Source organism: Roseinatronobacter domitianus (genome assembly GCF_023336755.1).
Classification (GTDB): Bacteria; Pseudomonadota; Alphaproteobacteria; order Rhodobacterales; family Rhodobacteraceae; genus Roseinatronobacter; species Roseinatronobacter domitianus.
The window spans coordinates 1-16,955 of record NZ_JALZWP010000016.1; the positions used below are offsets into that span (position 1 = coordinate 1).

Consider the following 16,955-nt stretch of genomic DNA (forward strand, 5'->3'; position numbering starts at 1 on the left):
CAACGCCCACTTCCGAATAATCCTCAAAAATCCCATGTCTATCACTCCTGACGCCCCCGACTGCTTTGCGCAGGGGCAAGGTTGCACATGGGTCAATTCTCAATGACAATTTCTGCTGTTGCCGGGTCAGTTCTCAGTGACAATCAACAATCAAGGCATCAAGAAGCCGCCGCACGCACGCGCGACAATGTGCGCGAAGACGTCCCGAACGATCCAGTCGAACCAGAACTCGTCATGGCTGCCCCAGCTCAGAGAGGGCAGGGCTTCGCCGATCAATTGTTCAAGGTGGAAGGACTTAATCGACACGTTGCAGTGTCGTTTCCACTGCTTGAAGATCCTCACCAGCTTGCGGTGGTTTCCCCGCAACTTGCTGTCCGACTGATCGAGAAGGTTGATCTCGGCCAGTGGATCGACCTGCTTCCAACGACCGCCGTTGTTCGTATCGCATATTATGAGGCCGCGGTCCGCTGCCAAGAACGAAGGGACGACCTCGAGCGTGATACTGTTGAAGCCCACTATCACGACCTGTCCATCCTGTCGAATGGCGGTCTGCGAATAAGTCGTCCCCGGAACATCTTTAACATGATTCAGAAGCTGCGACTGTTTGTTGCCGCTGTATTCGTTGAAGCGGTGATAGACATCGACGGGAAGGATGAAACACAGATCGATGTCTGTTGGAGGATTAATGGCCGTGTTCTTACCCCACGACCCCGCCACGACATAATGGTCAAGAATACTCTCATCCCTGAAGTAACGGTTCAACGATTTGATGACTCCCCGCGCCTTGGTGTTCGCATCCTCAATAGTTCCCGCCTGAAGGGCGAGATTGGTCTGAAGCTCCTTGAAGCGTCGCGTGACATACTGCCATCGCAGCGGCTCAGCGCTGTTGCTTATGAGCGAGGGGGCGAAGCCAAGAGCGTTCATCTGATCCTTTTCTGATTTATACCCCGGAGAAATTTTGCCCCGAATGGGAGGATTTATCCCCCCATTCGGGAGAAACTATCCCCCCAGGGACACATGAGGCTCTCACCCTCAGCTACACCCGCTCGTCCCGCCGCAGGTGTTGCATTTCATGCAGGTGCCGTTGCGGACCAGCGTGTAATTGCCGCACTCGCCGCAGGGGTCGCCCTCGTAGCCTTGCATCTTGGCCTTGGTGCGGGCGTCCAGCGGTGCGACCGACACGCTTTCCACCGAACGTGTCTGGTAAGCCACGGCGGCAGACCCATCAGAGGCAAACCCCGTCGCCTGACCGCCTTGCAGCACTGTCAGTTCCTGCGGCAGGCGCTTGCGCAGATACCCGGTCGAGGAAATCTGGCGCAGCACTTCCAACGACCGCGAGGCGGCATCATCCGACGGTTCTGCCACGTTGCGCTGGCCTTCTTTCTCGCCCGCGCCCAGATCGTCAAAGGCGGTGCCCGACGGCTTCACATGCGCCAGATCGGTGCGGTCCAGATAGCTGACCGCCAGTTCGCGGAAGATGTAGTCCAGAATGGAGGTCGCGTTCTTGATGCTGTCATTGCCCTGCACCATGCCCGCCGGTTCAAACCGGGTGAAGGTGAAGGCATCGACGAACTCTTCCAGCGGCACACCGTATTGCAGGCCGACCGACACGGCGATGGCGAAATTGTTCATCATTGCGCGGAAGCCAGCGCCTTCCTTGTGCATGTCGATGAAGATTTCGCCCAGCTTTCCGTCCTGGTATTCGCCGGTGCGCAGGTAAACCTTGTGCCCGCCGACAACCGCTTTCTGGGTATACCCCTTGCGGCGCTCCGGCAGCTTTTCACGGTTCGAGCGGACGATCTCTTTGACGATGATCTTCTCGACGATCTTTTCTGCCAGCACCTTGGCTTTTTCGTGCTGTGTGCCGGATTCAAGGATTTCTTCGGCTTCTTCGTCATCCTCGATCAGCGCGGCGGCCAGAGGCTGCGACAGTTTGGACCCGTCACGATAGAGCGCGTTGGCCTTGATACCCAGCGACCATGACAACTCATAGGCCGCCAGCGTTTCCTCGATGCTCGCCGAATTCGGCATGTTGATCGTCTTGGAAATCGCGCCAGAGATGAAGCTCTGCGCTGCCGCCATCATATGGATGTGGCTGTCCACCGACAGGTAGCGCTTGCCGGTCTTGCCGCAGGGGTTCGCGCAGTCGAACACGCCGTAATGCTCAGTTTTCAGATGCGGTGCATTTTCCAGCGTCATCGTGCCGCAGACATGGTCATTGGCGGCCTCAACCTGCGCCTTGGTAAAGCCCAAGTGCCGCAGCAGGTCGAAGCTGGGGTTGTTCAGCTCTGCCGCCGGAATGCCGAGTGTTTCGCGGCAGAATTCTTCGCCCAGCGTCCACTGGTTGAACACGAAGCGGATATCGAAGGCAGAGGGCAGGGCCGCTTCGACCTTCTTGATCTCTTCGGGGCCAAAGCCGTGGCCGATCAGGCTGGTGTGGTTGATGCCGGGCGCCTGACCAAGGCTACCGTGACCGACTGCATGGGCGATGATCTCACCAATCTGCGCTTCCCCATAGCCCAACTTGCGCAGAGCGGCGGGAACCGACTGGTTGATGATCTTGAAATACCCGCCACCGGCCAGCTTCTTGAACTTCACCAGCGCGAAGTCCGGTTCAATGCCGGTGGTGTCGCAATCCATGACCAGACCGATCGTGCCGGTGGGCGCGATGACGGTGGCTTGGGCGTTGCGGTAGCCATGGGCCTCGCCCAGTTGCAGCGCCTCATCCCACGCCGCGCGGGCCAGATCGACCAAGCGGCTGTCGGGGCAACCAGCGGCATCCAGCGCCACCGGGGCGACATTCACGCCCTCATAGTCGGTGGCGGCATAGGCGGCGCGGCGGTGGTTGCGGATCACGCGCAGCATGTGGTCGGCGTTCTTCTTGTAGCCGGGGAAAGCGCCCAGTTCGGCGGCCATTTCGGCGGATGTCGCGTAGCTGACACCGGTCATGATCGCGGTCAGTGCGCCAGCCAAGGCGCGGCCCTCAACGCTGTCATAGCCGTAGCCCATGTTCATCAGCAAGCCGCCAATGTTGGCATAGCCCAGCCCCAAAGTGCGGAACTCGTAGGACCGCTGCGCGATTTCCTTGGACGGGAACTGCGCCATCATCACGCTGATTTCCAGCGTGATCGTCCACAAACGAGAGGCGTGCATATAGGCTTCGGCATCGAACCGAGTGCCGTCGTAGAATTTCAGCAGGTTCATGGAGGCCAAGTTACAGGCCGTGTCATCCAGGAACATGTATTCCGAGCAGGGGTTGGACCCACGGATCGCGCCATCTGCGGGGCAGGTGTGCCATGCGTTCACGGTGTCATGGAACTGGATGCCGGGATCGGCGCAGGCCCAGGCCGCATGCCCGACTTGGTCCCAAAGTTCGCGTGCGCGGACGGTCTTGGCAACCGTGCCATCGGTGCGGCGCAGCAATTCCCAATCGGAATCGTCCTTCACGGCCTTCAGGAAAGCATCTGTCACGCGGACCGAGTTGTTCGAATTCTGGCCCGACACGGAAATATACGCTTCCGAATCCCAGTCCGTATCATAGGTCGGGAACTCGATGCTGTCATACCCCTGCTTTGCATATTGCAAAATGCGGGCGGTGTAGGTTTCCGGGATCATCGCCTGTTTCGCGGCCTTGATCGCGGCTTTCAGGCTGGGGTTTTTTGCCGGGTCAACGGCATCCTCTGTGCTGCCATCCCATGCCCGGATCGCGCCGAAAATATCGTTCAGGCGCGCTGAGTGCAGTTTGGAGCCGGCAACAAGAGAGGCGACCTTCTGTTCTTCGATCACCTTCCAGTTGATGAATTCCTCGACATCGGGATGGTCCATGTCGCAGATGACCATCTTGGCCGCGCGGCGCGTGGTCCCGCCCGACTTGATCGCGCCAGCGGCCCGATCACCAATTTTCAAGAAACCCATCAACCCAGAGGATTTACCGCCGCCCGACAGTTTCTCGCCTTCTCCACGCAGCGAGCTGAAATTGGTCCCGGTGCCGGAACCATATTTGAACAGGCGCGCTTCGCGCACCCAAAGATCCATAATGCCGCCATCGTTGACCAGGTCATCCGAGACAGACTGGATGAAACAGGCATGCGGCTGCGGGTGTTCGTAGCTGGATTTTGACTTCACCAGCTTGTGGGTGAACGGGTCGACGTAGAAGTGACCTTGGCTTGGCCCGTCGATGCCGTAAGCCCAATGCAGCCCGGTGTTGAACCATTGGGGGCTGTTCGGCGCGGCCATCTGTGCGGCCAGCATGAAGCGCATTTCGTCGAAATAGGCGCGGGCGTCTTCCTCGGTGGCGAAATACTGACCTTTCCAGCCCCAGTAGCACCATGCACCGGCCAGACGGTCAAACACCTGCTTCGCGCTCGATTCGCCGATGTAGCGCTCATCCTCTGGCAGGTCCTTCAGCGCATCCAGATCTGCGGTCGAGCGCCACAGAAATTCCGGCACGCCCTTTTCGGCCACAGGCTTCAAGCGCGCGGGAACGCCTGCCTTGCGAAAGTATTTCTGGGCGATCACGTCAGATGCGACCTGGCTCCAGCTTTTGGGCACTTCGACCGCGTCATTGCGGAACACAACCGTGCCATCCGGGTTGCGAATCTCGGAAACCGTGGTCGTGAACTCCAGCGCCGCATAAGCGTCTGCGGATGCCGTGGTGAAATGCCGTTCGATTTTCATGTGCCTGTTGCCCCTGACTGCGTTGGTTGTGCGCCGGTGTGGCGCGGTCGGTCATCTGCTGAACAGGGCATGCATCATCGGCTGCGCAATGCAGGCGTCCGGCGTTTTCACACCGGGCGTTTTCCAATATGCTGTTTCCCCTGTCCCAACGCCCACCCGCGCTTCATGTCGCTTACTAGATGTAGTGGGCATCGTGCTGACTGAACACAAAGTGACGTATTTTGCCGGGTCGCGTCAACGGAAAAATTACGCTTTTGTGAGTGTATTTTTGCTTGACTGTCCCAAGCCGTTGCAGGGCTTTGGAAAGACTCGGAAAAACCCCAAATCGCGCTGTTGCACGGGTGCAACCAATGCTGATCCGTTCGGTGTATTGCGCAACATCTGGGCGTGGCGGTCATCTGTGCTACACTCCGTGGTGCAACCACGACTCGCGCAACACACATGACCGTCACACCGCTTATCACCCGCCCAGAGGGGCTGTATTGCCCGGCGGGCGACTTCCACATCGACCCCGTGCGCCCGGTGGCGCGGGCGCTGATTACGCATGGCCACGCTGACCATGCCCGTGCGGGGCATGGCGCGGTGCTGGCCACCGCGCAGACACTGGATATCATGGCGCTGCGCTATGGAGAGGGGTTCACGCAATCGCGGCAGGTGGCTGATGGACAGGTCCGAATCGGGGATGTGACGGTCAGTTTCCATCCGGCGGGGCATGTGCTGGGGTCCGCCCAGATCAAAGTCGCAGGCGTGGGGCCAAGCGTGGTTGTGACCGGCGACTACGCGCGCCAGCCGAATGCCGCCTGTGCGCCTTGGGAACCCGTGCCTTGCGACATCTTCGTGACCGAGGCGACCTTCGCGCTGCCGGTCTTTCGCCACCCTGATCCGTTGGCGGAAATCGGAAAATTGCTGGCCTCTGTCGCAGCCTTTCCCGACCGCGCGCATCTGGTGGGCGCCTATGCCTTGGGCAAGGCGCAGCGGGTCATCATGCTATTGCGTCAGGCGGGCTATGACGCGCCGATCTACATTCATGGCGCGCTGCAAAAGCTGTGCGACTACCACCTGTCCCAAGGCGTGCCCTTGGGCGATTTGCGCCCCGCCACCGTCGCACGCGGCAAAAAAGGCGATTTCGCGGGCGCGATCATTATTGCCCCGCCCTCTGCCTTTGCCGCGACATGGGCGCAGCGATTCCCCGACCCGGTGATCTGCTTTGCCAGTGGCTGGATGATGGTGCGGGCGCGTGCGCGCCAACGCGGCGTGGAACTGCCGCTGGTCATCTCGGACCATGTGGACTGGCCGGAACTGACCGCGACAATCACCGAATTGAACCCGTCGGAAACATGGGTCACGCATGGCCGCGAGGATGCGATCCTGCGTTGGTGCGCGCTCCAAGGTCGGGTTGCCCGGCCCTTGCGGCTGGTCGGATACGAGGATGAACCCGAATGATCGGCGCGTTTGCAGAGCTGTTGGAACGGCTGGCCTTTACCCCGCAGCGCAACCGCAAGCTGGACCACCTGCGCCAGTTTTTCGCGGCACAGCCTGACCCTGAACGCGGGCTGGCACTGGCCGCGCTGACCGGTGATCTGGGGTTGCGCGCGGTCACGCCATCACTGTTGCGCGGGTTGGCGAGCGACCGGTTGGACCCAGAGCTATTCGCCATCAGCTACGATTTTGTGGGCGATCTGGCGGAAACCATCGCGCTCGCGTGGCCCGATGCCGTGCCGGGGCCGGAGGTGCCCTTGTCCGAACTGGTGGCGGAATTGCAAGACACGCCAAAGGCGCGCTTGCCCGGCGCGATCGCCGGGCGGTTGGACGCGCTTGGCCCCTCGCAGCGCTACGCCTATTTGAAGCTGGCCACGGGCGGCTTGCGTGTGGGTGTCTCGGCGCGTCTAGCGCGGCAGGCGGTGGCCGATTTCGGCGCGCTGGCCTTGGCCGAGGTCGAAGAGCTTTGGCACGGGCTGACCCCGCCTTATGCCGCGTTATTCGCATGGGCTGAAGGTGCGCCAAAACCAATCTCCGCCGCGCGCGCACCGTTCCGGCCTGTCATGCTGTCGACGGCGATTGATTTGGAGGGTTTGCAGGCGCTGGACCCCGCCGATCACGTCGCCGAATGGAAATGGGACGGTATCCGCGTGCAGGCGGTGGCGGATCAAGGCGCGCGCAGGCTTTATTCCCGCACGGGTGATGATATCTCGGGCGCGTTCCCCGACTTGCTGGCGGCGCTGGATTTCGAGGGCGTCATCGACGGTGAATTGCTGGTGCGCCGCGGCGATGTGGTCGCACCCTTCAACGAATTGCAAACCCGGCTGGGCCGCAAATCCCCCAGCGCCAAGCTGCAAGCCAGCCATCCGGCCGCCTTGCGCGCCTATGACCTGCTGTTATGGGGCGAGCGCGATTTGCGGGGCGAAAGCTTCGCCACCCGCCGCGCGGCACTGGAACAGGCTGTGGTGGGACTGGACACGGCGCGCGTGGACCTGTCGGCGCTGCTGCCCTTCAGCACATGGGATGACTTGGCGCAGTTGCGCGCCGACCCGCCTGACGCGGTCATTGAAGGGGTGATGATTAAGCACCGTGCCAGCCCCTATCTAGGCGGGCGGATCAAGGGCCATTGGTTCAAATGGAAGCGCGACCCGATGCGGGTGGATGCAGTGTTGCTTTATGCGCAAAGGGGCCATGGCAAACGGTCGGGGTATTATTCCGATTTCACCTTCGGGGTATGGGATGGGGGCGCCCTGGTGCCGGTGGGCAAGGCCTATTTCGGCTTTACCGATGCCGAGTTGAAAGAGCTGGACCGCTTCGTGCGCAATAACACGGTGGAGCGTTTCGGGCCTGTGCGCGCGGTTGCGCCCAAGATGGTGGTGGAAGTCGCGTTCGAGGGGCTGAATCGCTCGCCGCGCCACAAATCCGGGGTGGCGATGCGGTTCCCGCGTATCGCGCGCATACGGGCGGACAAGCCTGCGGGTGAGGCGGATACGCTTGAGAGTTTGCGCGCGTTTTTGTCCAACTGATCCAGCGGAGCGCGCGTTCCGCGCGCACGTCATGTTCTGGTTATTGGGGGGCGTTGCCCCCCGAGCGCTGGCGCGCTCTCCCCCCAGGATATTTGTGCAAGGATGAACCCAGCGGCAGTGGAACCATTCGTGTTCGTTTGCCGGTGGTGATAGCGCAGCCGTCGGGGATGAGGGTTGCCAGCGCCGGATGATCGGCATCGAGCCCGCCGGTATAAGCGCCGTAAGCAGGCAGAATCAGATGTGCTGTCCCAATCAGGAAAGCGGGCAGGCGGCGACCAGCCAGTGTTATCTTGGGGTGGTAGTGGCCCGAGATGTCGGGGCCGTTGCCTGCGATGTGGCGCAGGGTCAGGCCGTTTAGGGTCAGGGCGGTTTGGCCCGGTGCCTGCGGGTCGTGGTTGCCGGTGATCCAGATGCAGTCATGCCGGGCCGTGATCTGGTCGAGCGTCGCGCGTGCCAAAGGGCCAAGCGCGTCTTGGGCAGCGTCATCATCGAACGTGTCGCCCAAGGCGATAAGGCGGCGCGTGCTGGTGATGCGCAGGTCGGTGGTCAGTCGGGCAAGCGTGGCTTGCGATTCGTAGGGCGGCAGTAGCGCACCGCCGCGCCGGGCCATACGCTCGGATTTGCCCAAGTGCAGATCGGCCACAAGAAGGGCGTCTTGCGCGGGCCAGTGCAGCGCACCGGTGGGAAGTGCGACGAGATGCTGGCCGTGGAAGGTGAAGCTGGTGGCGGTCATGCGCCGGTTTTGGCGCGGCTGTCATCAAGCTGCAAGCCCGCTTCGGCCATCATACGCGCGGCCTCTTCATCCAGAAGGCGTTCCGTGCCTGCGCCGCGAATGGGGATGCGGCCCGCTTCCAGCATAAGAGGTGCTGCGAAAGGTGTGACATGCGGGGGCAGGGAATGCACGATATGGGGCCGGGCGCGGAGCATTTCCTCTATCCGGCCGAAATCGGCCAGCCCGCGCAGCGATTCCTGCTTGGTGATACGCAGCAGCAGGTGATCGGGGTCGAATTTGCGCAGCGTATCATACAGGATATCGCTGGAGAACGTGGCCTGTTTGCCGGATTTGCGTTGCCCCGGCAGGTTGCGTTGCAACAGGCCCGAAATGGTGGCGACGGCGCGAAAGGTGCGTTTCATCACGGCGTTCTCGGCCAGCCATGTTTCAATTCCATCGCGCAGGCCGTGTGGGTCCAGCAGGGGGGCTGGGTCGCGCACCGGGTCAAGCGACCAGATCAGCAGCGCGTAATCCGTGGCGACAAAGCCCAGCGGCGCGAGGTTTGATTGTTCCATCCGGTGCGTCAGCAGCAGGCCGAGCGTCTGGTTGGCGTTGCGCCCTGCGAAAGAATAGAGTGCGAAATACCACCGCCCGCCGCGCAGGAATGACTCGCAGGTCATCGTGCCGGGGGTGGGCAGGGTCGCGACCTCTGCCTGAAGCGCCAGCCATTCGGCGGTGTGGTCGGGGAGGTTTGTCCATGCGCTGCGGTCGCCGATCAGGGCCAGAACGCGGGCCGAGAGTTCGGTCGAGGTCGCCATCTTCAGCCCGTTGAACACGGCGATCTTTGGCTCGCGCGTGGGCTGGGGGGTCACTTCGACCACCATGTCGCGCAACCTGTCATAGCGCACGGTCTGGCCGCCGATCAGGAAGGTGTCGCCGGGCGACAGGCTTGCGGCGAAGCTTTCTTCGATTTCGCCCAACGGGGCGCCGCCGCGCGGGCCACGGCGCACGGACAGCAGTTCAGGCGCAACGATGGTGCCGATATTCATGCGGATGTCGCGCGCGGCGCGTGGGTCGCGAAGCTGCCACATGCCGTTTCGCTGCATCAGTCTTTGCCAGCGGTCATAGGCGCGCAAAGCATAACCGCCGGTGGCGACGAAATCCAGACAATCGTCAAATTGCGCGCGGGTCAGCGCCGCATAGGGACCGGCGCGGCGGATTTCAGGGAACAGCGCCTCGGCGTCGAACGGCCCGGCACAGGCAAGTGTCAGGATATGTTGGCAGAGCACATCCAGCCCCCCAACCGGCGGAAGGCCGTCGCCGTCCAACTCGCCCGCTTGCACGGCTTGCAGGGCGGCGGTGCATTCCAGCACCTCGAACCGGTTGGCGGGCACGATGCGCGCGCGTGAGGGCGTGTCGAAGCGGTGGTTGGCGCGGCCAATGCGCTGCACCAGCCGTTTGATGTTCTTGGGCGCGCCGATCTGGATAACCAGATCGACATCGCCCCAGTCGAGACCCAGATCGAGCGACCCGGTCGCCACCACGGCGCGGAGCGCGCCTTGCGCCATCGCGCTTTCGACCTTGTGGCGCGCATCGCGCGACAGGCTGCCATGGTGCAGGCCGATGGGCAGGTTTTCGTCATTGACCGCCCAGAGCGCTTGGAAAAAGAGTTCAGCCTGCGCGCGGGTATTGATGAACACAAGCGTCAGGCGGGCATCGCGGATTGCCGCCAGCACATCGCGCGCGGCATAGGCCCCACCTGCGCCCGACCAAGGTGGGGTCGCGGTCGTGGGCAGGATGGCAATGTCGGGGGGCGGTCCGGGATCGGCCAGAACCACGTCGGCCTCGCCCATGAATTGCGCAAGCGCGCTTGGATTTTCCACCGTGGCAGACAGCCCCGCCATACGCAAACCGGGGGCGAGGGTCATCAGCCGCGACAGGCCAAGCGCCAACTGGTCGCCGCGCTTGCTATCGGCCAGTGCGTGGATTTCGTCGATCACCACGCGCTTCAAGCCCGCGAAGATGCGTGGCGCTTCGGGGTAGGACAGCATCAGCGCAAGACTTTCGGGCGTCGTCAGCAGCACATGTGGCGGGTCCACACGTTGGCGGGCGCGCTTCGCAGCAGAGGTGTCGCCGGTGCGGTCCTCTATCCGCAGCGCCAGCCCCAGATCGGCTACGGGCCGCGACAGGTTGCGCGCAATGTCGTGTGTCAGGGCCTTCAGCGGCGAGACATAGAGCGTATGCATACCCTCGCCCAGTGCCCCGGTGCAGGCATCGGCCAGCGTGGGCAGAAACCCGGCAAGCGTTTTGCCGCCGCCCGTGGGTGCGATCAGCAGAGCATGACCTGGGGCATGCAGCATTTGTATCTGGTGCCGATGAGGCTGCCAGCCTTGCGCGGTGAACCAGTTCGCCAATGGGATAGGTAGGGGATGTGTCATGTCGAAGCGAAAGCTAGGGCGCGCGGTGGGCAGGGGAAGTGGCCGAATTTATGTATAAACTTTATAGTATACATGTGTAATTGGCCCTGCTAGGCTTTGCCCACATCACTAGGGAGGATGGACTATGACAAAGACAAAGAACACAAGTTTTGCCACTTTGCTGGGTGCCGTTGCCGGGTTGGCTCTTGCCGCGCCGGCCTACGCGCAAGATTTCCCCGAACGTGCGATAGAGTATATCATTCCGTTCAATCCGGGCGGTGAATCTGACATCACCGCACGGATGCAGGAACCCATGATGGAAGAGGCGCTGGGCGTTGGTGTCAATGTGCGCCACCAGCCCGGCGGTGGCGGCGCGGTCGCTTGGGCAGAATTTCAGGGCAATGCCGAACCTGACGGGCATGAGATAATCGGCATCAACCTGCCGCATATCGTGGGTCAGCCCATTCAGCGGGCCGATTCCGGGTATACGACCGAAGGTTTCGACGTCATCACATGGTTCCACTTCACGCCGCATGTTCTGGTGGTGCGCGCCGACAGTCCGTTCCAGACGCTGGATGACCTGGTGAATTTCGCCAAGGAAAACCCGCAATCGCTGACCGTGGGCGGGTCGGGCACCTTTTCCGGCAACCATCTGGAAACCCTGCGGATGGAGCAGCTGACCGAAGCGGATGTGACCTACATTCCCTTTACCGGGACCGGGCCTTTGCCCGCGGCTATTCTTGGCGGGCATGTCGGTGCTGTGATCTCGAATTCCACGCTGGCGGTGCAGATGGTCGACGATGTGCGCACGCTTGCCGTCGCGTCGGAAGAACGGCTGGATGTGCTGCCCGATACGCCCACGTTCCGAGAACTGGGCTATGACATTGTCGGCGGCACCTATCGCGGTGTGGCCGCGCCCAAGGGCACGCCTGCCGACCGGGTCGAGATGCTGGCCAACCTGTTCACCGAGATGAACACCACCATGGCAGAACGTCAGGTGCCGATGGGCTTCCAGATGACCGATATTCGCGGCCAGGCTGCGGTCGATCTGCTGGTGCGGATGCGTGAACAGTATGGCGATTTCCTGACGCAATAATCGTTGCTGCCCCGGCGGGATTACCCGCCGGGGTTATCATTTCTCGAACTTGTAAAGGCCGATCATGGAAGTCCTGATCGCGGCGGCTCTGGCTGTCTTGCAACCACATATGCTGCTGATCGTATTGCTGGGGGTCACGGCGGGTCTGTTCGTTGGTGCATTGCCGGGTCTGACGGCGACAATGGCGCTGGCCCTGATGCTGCCCTTCACCTTCGCCATGGAGGCTTTGGAAGGGCTGGTCGCGCTGGGCGCGGTCTATATGGGCACGATCTATGGCGGGGCGTTCACGGCCATTTTGATAAACACGCCGGGCACGCCGTCATCCATTGCGACCACGTTTGACGGGCACCCTATGGCCAAGCAAGGCCGCGCTTTGGAGGCGATCAGCATTGCCACAATCGCGTCTGTCGTGGGCGGCGTGGTGGGCGTGGTCTTCTTGCTTCTGGCCGCTCCGCCGCTGGCGCAGCTGGCGCTGAAATTCGGCCCGTCCGAAATGTTCTGGGTCGCCATTCTGGGGCTGACGCTGATCGGTTCACTGGCCACCGGGTCGGTGCTGAAAGGGCTGCTGGGTGGCGCGATCGGCTTGATAATTGGCACGATTGGCATTTCGCCCATTGGCGGCGAGTCGCGATTCACCTTTGGCTGGCCACCGCTACAGGCCGGTGTTTCGCTGATCGTGGCGCTGATCGGCCTGTTCGTGATCCCCGAACTGCTCAGCATGATGCGGCAGGGCCGCGCCGCTATCGATTCTGCGGCGGGCTTGGGCGATGGCGGCTTTCGCTTTGGCTCTGCGATGACCACGGTGTTTAGTAAGCCGGTGAACCTGATCCGCTCTTGTGTGATCGGGCAGATCATTGCGATCATTCCGGGCGCGGGCGGGTCTATCACCTCGCTTGTTGCCTATAACGAGGCCAAGCGCGGGTCCGACGACCCCGACAGCTTCGGCAAGGGCAACCCGGAAGGGCTTGTCGCGTCGGAATCCAGTAATAACGTGATGGTCGCAGGTTCCATGGTGCCGCTGCTGACGCTGGGCATTCCCGGCGCGCCGCCCGATGCGGTTATTCTTGGCGTGATGCTGCTGCACGGGCTGCGACCGGGGCTGGAGCTGTTTTCCGAAACCGGCGTTCTGGCAAATGGCTTTATTATCTCTATGGGTCTGGCCGCGCTGATGCTGATCCCCGTGGGCCTGCTGGGGGGGCGGCTGATTTATCAGGTCATCCGGCGCACTCCGCATTACTTCCTTGTGCCGACAATCCTTGTCATCACCATTCTGGGCACCTACGCGCTGCGCAACAATCTGGTCGATGTGGCGCTGATGCTGGGCCTTGGCATCGTGGGTTTCGCTATCCGCGGGCTGGGTCTGGATGCAGCACCCATCGTGTTGGGGCTGATCCTGGGCACGATTGCCGAACAAGGCTATGTGCAGACCATTCTTGGTGGTATGGCGATGGATATTCCACAACTGCGGCTTTTGGAAAACACCCTCAGCCAGATTCTGATTGTGCTGACTGTCGCGGTCATTGGCTGGACGGCATGGCCCAGAAAACGCAGGCAAAAGGACTAGGTCATGCGTATAAGACTTAACACCGAACTGCTAAGCGGCCTGTTCGGGCTGGCGCTTGCGGCGCTGTTCTTCTTCAACCGGGGCAATGTCGGCTTTCTAAGCTCGGTGTTCCCCGATACGGTGCTGGTTATCCTTGCAGTTCTGTCGGTGGTGTTGGTGCTGCGCGGGGCAATCGCGGGGGAACCAACCACGCTGGCGCTTGACGGTGCGGGGTCGGTCCTGGTCGGAATTGGGGTTATGGTCGCGTGGTGGCTGGGCATCAAATATGTTGGCTTTGTTACCACATCGGTGCCACTCTTCGCGGGCTTGGCATTGGTGATGAAACGTCGCGCCGGTCCGCTTGCGCCGCGTGATTACCTGATCGCGCTGGCCATAGCTTTGGTCGTGGTCGGGGGATTTTTCTGGGTGTTTTCCGAGGTTCTGGGCATTCGCCCCTTCCGCGCACCCTTGCTGTGATAACCAAAAAAGGACCCTGAATGGCCCGCGTCGTCATATCCGAATTCATGGACGAACCCGCTATCGACTGGCTGCGCGCGCGCCATGACGTGACCTATGACCCTGCGTTGGTCGATGACCCCGCCGCCCTGCGTGCGGCCTGTGCCAAGGCCAGCGCACTTATCGTGCGCAACCGCACGCAGGTTGATGCTGCGCTTATGGACGCGGCCCCGGGCCTGCGCGCGATCGGCCGCCTGGGCGTGGGGCTGGATAATATCGACACCGCTACGGCCAAGGCGCGCTGCGTTGCTGTGTTCCCGGCCACGGGCGGGAATGTCACCTCGGTTGCGGAATATGTCATCACGGCCCTTATGGTGCTGCGCCGGGGCGCGTGGCTGGGCAGCGCCGACGTGCTGTCGGGCGCATGGCCGCGCCAGCGCATGATGGGGCTGGAGGTGGCGGGCGCGACCTTGGGCCTTGTGGGCTTTGGCGCGATTGCGCAGGCCACGGCAGAGCGCGCGCGCGCCCTTGGCATGTCGGTCGCGGCCTATGACCCGTTTTTGCCCGCCGATGCCCCGGCTTGGGACAGTGCCGCCCGGTTCGATGATCTGGATGCACTGGTCGGTCATGCCGATGCGCTCAGCCTGCATGTGCCGCTGACCGACGCCACGCGCGGGCTGTTCGGGGCAGACCGGCTGGCGGCGATGAGACCGGGGGCCGTGCTGATCAACACCGCGCGCGGGCAGATCGTGGATGAAAGCGCTTTGGCGGACGCCCTGCGCGCGGGCCATCTGGGCGGCGCGGCAATGGATGTGTTCGCGTCTGAGCCCTTGGGCGCGGGCAGCCCGCTTGCAGGCGCGCCCAACCTGATCGCCACCCCACATATCGCGGGCGTCACGGTCGAATCCAACACGCGGATAAGCTGGATCACGGCGCGCAACGTGGACGGGGTTTTGGGCAAGTAGTCGAGCCCCATATACAAAAGTGCGGCGGGTGCAGAAGCTTTTCGAACCTTGCGGAAGACGAGAGAAGTGTTGGGATTAGATTTTGCTTCCAAGCAACATCAAACAACCGTAAAAATCCAATGGATGAACAGAAGAAAAAATCGATCTTTTTTCCCTGGATTTGTAATGATCCCGCTGGCATGGCTCGGTTTGGCTGGCATGAGCGATGCGATTGTGACTTGGCAGGCTTGGTTTGATCAGGGAGTAATGCAGCATTGGCGCTCGGTGAAGGAATGGTTGATCGCTATTTTGCTTTGGTGGGTGCCTTTTCAAATTCCATCTTGGATACTTGATTATTTTGTAATCGGAGCAATAGTGCTAAGGACTTCTAATGCGCCAAGGTGGAACGAAAACTGGCGTGTTGGACCGGAGCAAGTGCAGAAGATGTATGGCTACATTCCTCTTACGTGGAAGCTTGAGTGGATCATGAGTCACACAGTTACGCTTCACCGATTGCCAGCCATTGTCCTCAATTTCATTTTTTGGCCAATTACCATTCTTGGGCTGTCCATAGAGGCTATTAGAGGGGAAGCTTTTGCGCAGGAAATTAAAGTACCTGCTAGCGTTAGAAGACGAGAAATGATTGCTTGGCAATCCCGCATAGCGTGGTGCTTCCTCAGCTTTATTCCCTTTTTGTTCCTATTTTCCACTGTCCTGTATGAGCATGGGTAGGGAGGCAGTCCTCTAACCGCTCATTCCTACCCCTCACCCCTCCGGCGGAATCGAATAGGTCATCGACGCCCGCGCCACGGGGCGCTGGTTTCCCTCGGCGTAGATCAAGGCATCCCCCACCGCCAGCACCCGGCCCAGTTTCAGCAGCCGCGTTTCGCACAGCAAATCCACCCCCGCAGGCGGTTTGCGCATGAAATCCATGCCTGCATTGGTGGTCACGGTCAGCGCCTTGGGGCCGATCATGCTTAAGATCGTCAGATAGACCGCCACATCGGCCAGCGCGAATAGCGTTGGGCCAGACACCGTGCCACCGGGGCGCAAATGCGCGGGGCTGGGCAGCAGACGCAGGGTCAGGGCGTTGTCCTGCGCGGCATCCACCCGGAACATCTGTGCTACCTCGGCAAAATCGCTGTCCAGAAAGGCGTTCAGCGCATTGCGGTCCATTATCATCGCAGCTCCTTTGCGGGGTGTTGCCCGCATGCTAGTCAAGGCCAGTTACACGCCAAAGGGGGACAGAATGGAAGACGAAATCCTGACATGTGACGTAAGCGAGGGCGTGGCCCGGCTGGTGATGAACCGGCCCGGCAAGCTGAATGCGCTGTCGGATGCCATGCTGGCCGCCTTGACCGACCGGCTGACCGCCTTGGGTGCCGATCCCGATATTCGCGTCATCATTCTGGCCGGTGCCGGAAAGGCGTTTTGCGCGGGCCATGACCTAAAGGAAATGCAGGCCGGTCGTGCCACGCTTGATGGGGGTGCGGCCTATTTCAACGACCTGTTTGCGCGCTGTGGCGCGCTGATGCAGCTTATCCCGTCTTTGCCGCAGCCGGTGATCGCCGAAGTTCACGGCATTGCCACCGCCGCCGGGTGCCAGTTGGTCGCGACCTGCGACATGGCCGTTGCCGCAGAGGGCACACGCTTTGGCGTGAATGGTGTCAATATCGGGTTGTTCTGTTCGACCCCCATGGTCGCGCTGACCCGCAACATCGGGCGCAAAGCCGCCTTCGAATTGCTGACCACAGGGCAGTTCGTCGATGCTGCGCGCGCAACGGAGCTGGGGCTGATAAACCGTGCGGTGCCGCATGACAGGCTGCAAGCCGAAACCCGCGCGCTTGCCCAGACCATCGCCGGCAAACTGACCGCCGCCGTGCGGATCGGCAAGGCCGCGTTCTACGAGCAGGCGCAGATGGACCTCGCCGAAGCCTATTCCCACACGGGCCGTGTCATGGCAGACAACATGCTGCTGCGCGACACGGATGAAGGGATTACCGCTTTCCTGGAAAAACGCAGCCCCGATTGGGCCTGAACCGTGGGCGTGCCGTCCGTGGCTGGGGATGCGTCGATTTTACACTATGTCTCATGCGACGATGCCG

At 61.6% G+C, this 16,955-nt stretch carries 13 protein-coding genes; 8 read left to right on the forward strand and 5 right to left on the reverse strand.

Features of this window, described 5'->3' with window-relative positions:
* Window positions 1–150: 150 nt before the first annotated feature.
* Together M3N55_RS13545 and M3N55_RS13550 are read right to left on the reverse strand one after the other, a co-directional pair.
* Window positions 151–924, reverse strand: a complete 774-nt coding sequence (locus M3N55_RS13545; RefSeq protein ID WP_249059980.1) for an SMODS domain-containing nucleotidyltransferase — start codon at window positions 922–924, stop codon at window positions 151–153.
* Between the two features lie 108 nt (window positions 925–1,032).
* The gene (locus M3N55_RS13550) at window positions 1,033–4,677 is read right to left on the reverse strand and encodes a vitamin B12-dependent ribonucleotide reductase (RefSeq protein WP_249059982.1); all 3,645 of its coding nucleotides are present in this window, start codon (window positions 4,675–4,677) and stop codon (window positions 1,033–1,035) included.
* Between the two features lie 441 nt (window positions 4,678–5,118).
* Here M3N55_RS13550 and M3N55_RS13555 point away from each other — a divergent pair, with 441 nt between their 5' ends.
* Window positions 5,119–6,120, forward strand: a complete 1,002-nt coding sequence (locus tag M3N55_RS13555) for a ligase-associated DNA damage response exonuclease (RefSeq protein ID WP_249059984.1) — start codon at window positions 5,119–5,121, stop codon at window positions 6,118–6,120.
* Window positions 6,120–7,682: a cisplatin damage response ATP-dependent DNA ligase gene (locus tag M3N55_RS13560; RefSeq protein ID WP_249060061.1), complete on the forward strand. Its 1,563-nt coding sequence runs from the start codon at window positions 6,120–6,122 to the stop codon at window positions 7,680–7,682. The genes M3N55_RS13555 and M3N55_RS13560 overlap by 1 nt, the downstream gene beginning before the upstream one ends.
* A 40-nt stretch (window positions 7,683–7,722) precedes the next feature.
* Here the strand turns inward: M3N55_RS13560 and pdeM are convergent, their stop codons facing one another.
* Together pdeM and M3N55_RS13570 are read right to left on the reverse strand one after the other, a co-directional pair.
* Window positions 7,723–8,415 carry a ligase-associated DNA damage response endonuclease PdeM gene (gene pdeM, locus M3N55_RS13565; RefSeq protein ID WP_249059986.1) on the reverse strand — a complete coding sequence of 231 codons (693 nt, stop codon included), beginning with the start codon at window positions 8,413–8,415 and terminating at the stop codon, window positions 7,723–7,725.
* Window positions 8,412–10,832, reverse strand: a complete 2,421-nt coding sequence (locus M3N55_RS13570; protein WP_249059987.1) for a ligase-associated DNA damage response DEXH box helicase — start codon at window positions 10,830–10,832, stop codon at window positions 8,412–8,414. Before M3N55_RS13570 ends, pdeM begins: the two co-directional genes overlap by 4 nt.
* 124 nt (window positions 10,833–10,956) lie before the next feature.
* Here M3N55_RS13570 and M3N55_RS13575 point away from each other — a divergent pair, with 124 nt between their 5' ends.
* The 5 genes from M3N55_RS13575 to M3N55_RS13595 all read left to right on the forward strand — a co-directional run bounded on the left by M3N55_RS13575 (window position 10,957) and on the right by M3N55_RS13595 (window position 15,582).
* Window positions 10,957–11,907 (forward strand): tripartite tricarboxylate transporter substrate binding protein, encoded by a 951-nt coding sequence (locus M3N55_RS13575; RefSeq protein WP_249059989.1) that lies wholly within the window; start codon window positions 10,957–10,959, stop codon window positions 11,905–11,907.
* A 64-nt stretch (window positions 11,908–11,971) separates the two neighbouring features.
* The gene (locus tag M3N55_RS13580) at window positions 11,972–13,471 is read left to right on the forward strand and encodes a tripartite tricarboxylate transporter permease (RefSeq protein WP_249059991.1); all 1,500 of its coding nucleotides are present in this window, start codon (window positions 11,972–11,974) and stop codon (window positions 13,469–13,471) included.
* A 3-nt stretch (window positions 13,472–13,474) separates the two neighbouring features.
* Window positions 13,475–13,927 (forward strand): tripartite tricarboxylate transporter TctB family protein, encoded by a 453-nt coding sequence (locus tag M3N55_RS13585; RefSeq protein ID WP_249059992.1) that lies wholly within the window; start codon window positions 13,475–13,477, stop codon window positions 13,925–13,927.
* 20 nt (window positions 13,928–13,947) lie between these two features.
* Entirely contained in the window at window positions 13,948–14,871 is a 924-nt protein-coding gene (locus M3N55_RS13590; RefSeq protein ID WP_249059993.1) for a hydroxyacid dehydrogenase, read from the forward strand.
* 66 nt (window positions 14,872–14,937) lie between these two features.
* On the forward strand, window positions 14,938–15,582 hold the full coding sequence (locus M3N55_RS13595) for a hypothetical protein (RefSeq protein WP_249059994.1): 645 nt from the start codon (window positions 14,938–14,940) through the stop codon (window positions 15,580–15,582).
* Window positions 15,583–15,615: 33 nt separating this feature from the next.
* On the opposite strand, the gene M3N55_RS13600 is transcribed toward M3N55_RS13595, so the two are convergent.
* A complete protein-coding gene (locus tag M3N55_RS13600) occupies window positions 15,616–16,026 on the reverse strand; it encodes a PaaI family thioesterase (RefSeq protein WP_428982666.1) in 411 nt (136 codons plus the stop codon).
* A gap of 73 nt (window positions 16,027–16,099) precedes the next feature.
* Here M3N55_RS13600 and M3N55_RS13605 point away from each other — a divergent pair, with 73 nt between their 5' ends.
* Complete coding sequence (locus M3N55_RS13605) at window positions 16,100–16,888, forward strand: enoyl-CoA hydratase (protein WP_249059996.1); 789 nt, start codon at window positions 16,100–16,102, stop codon at window positions 16,886–16,888.
* Window positions 16,889–16,955: the final 67 nt, after the last annotated feature.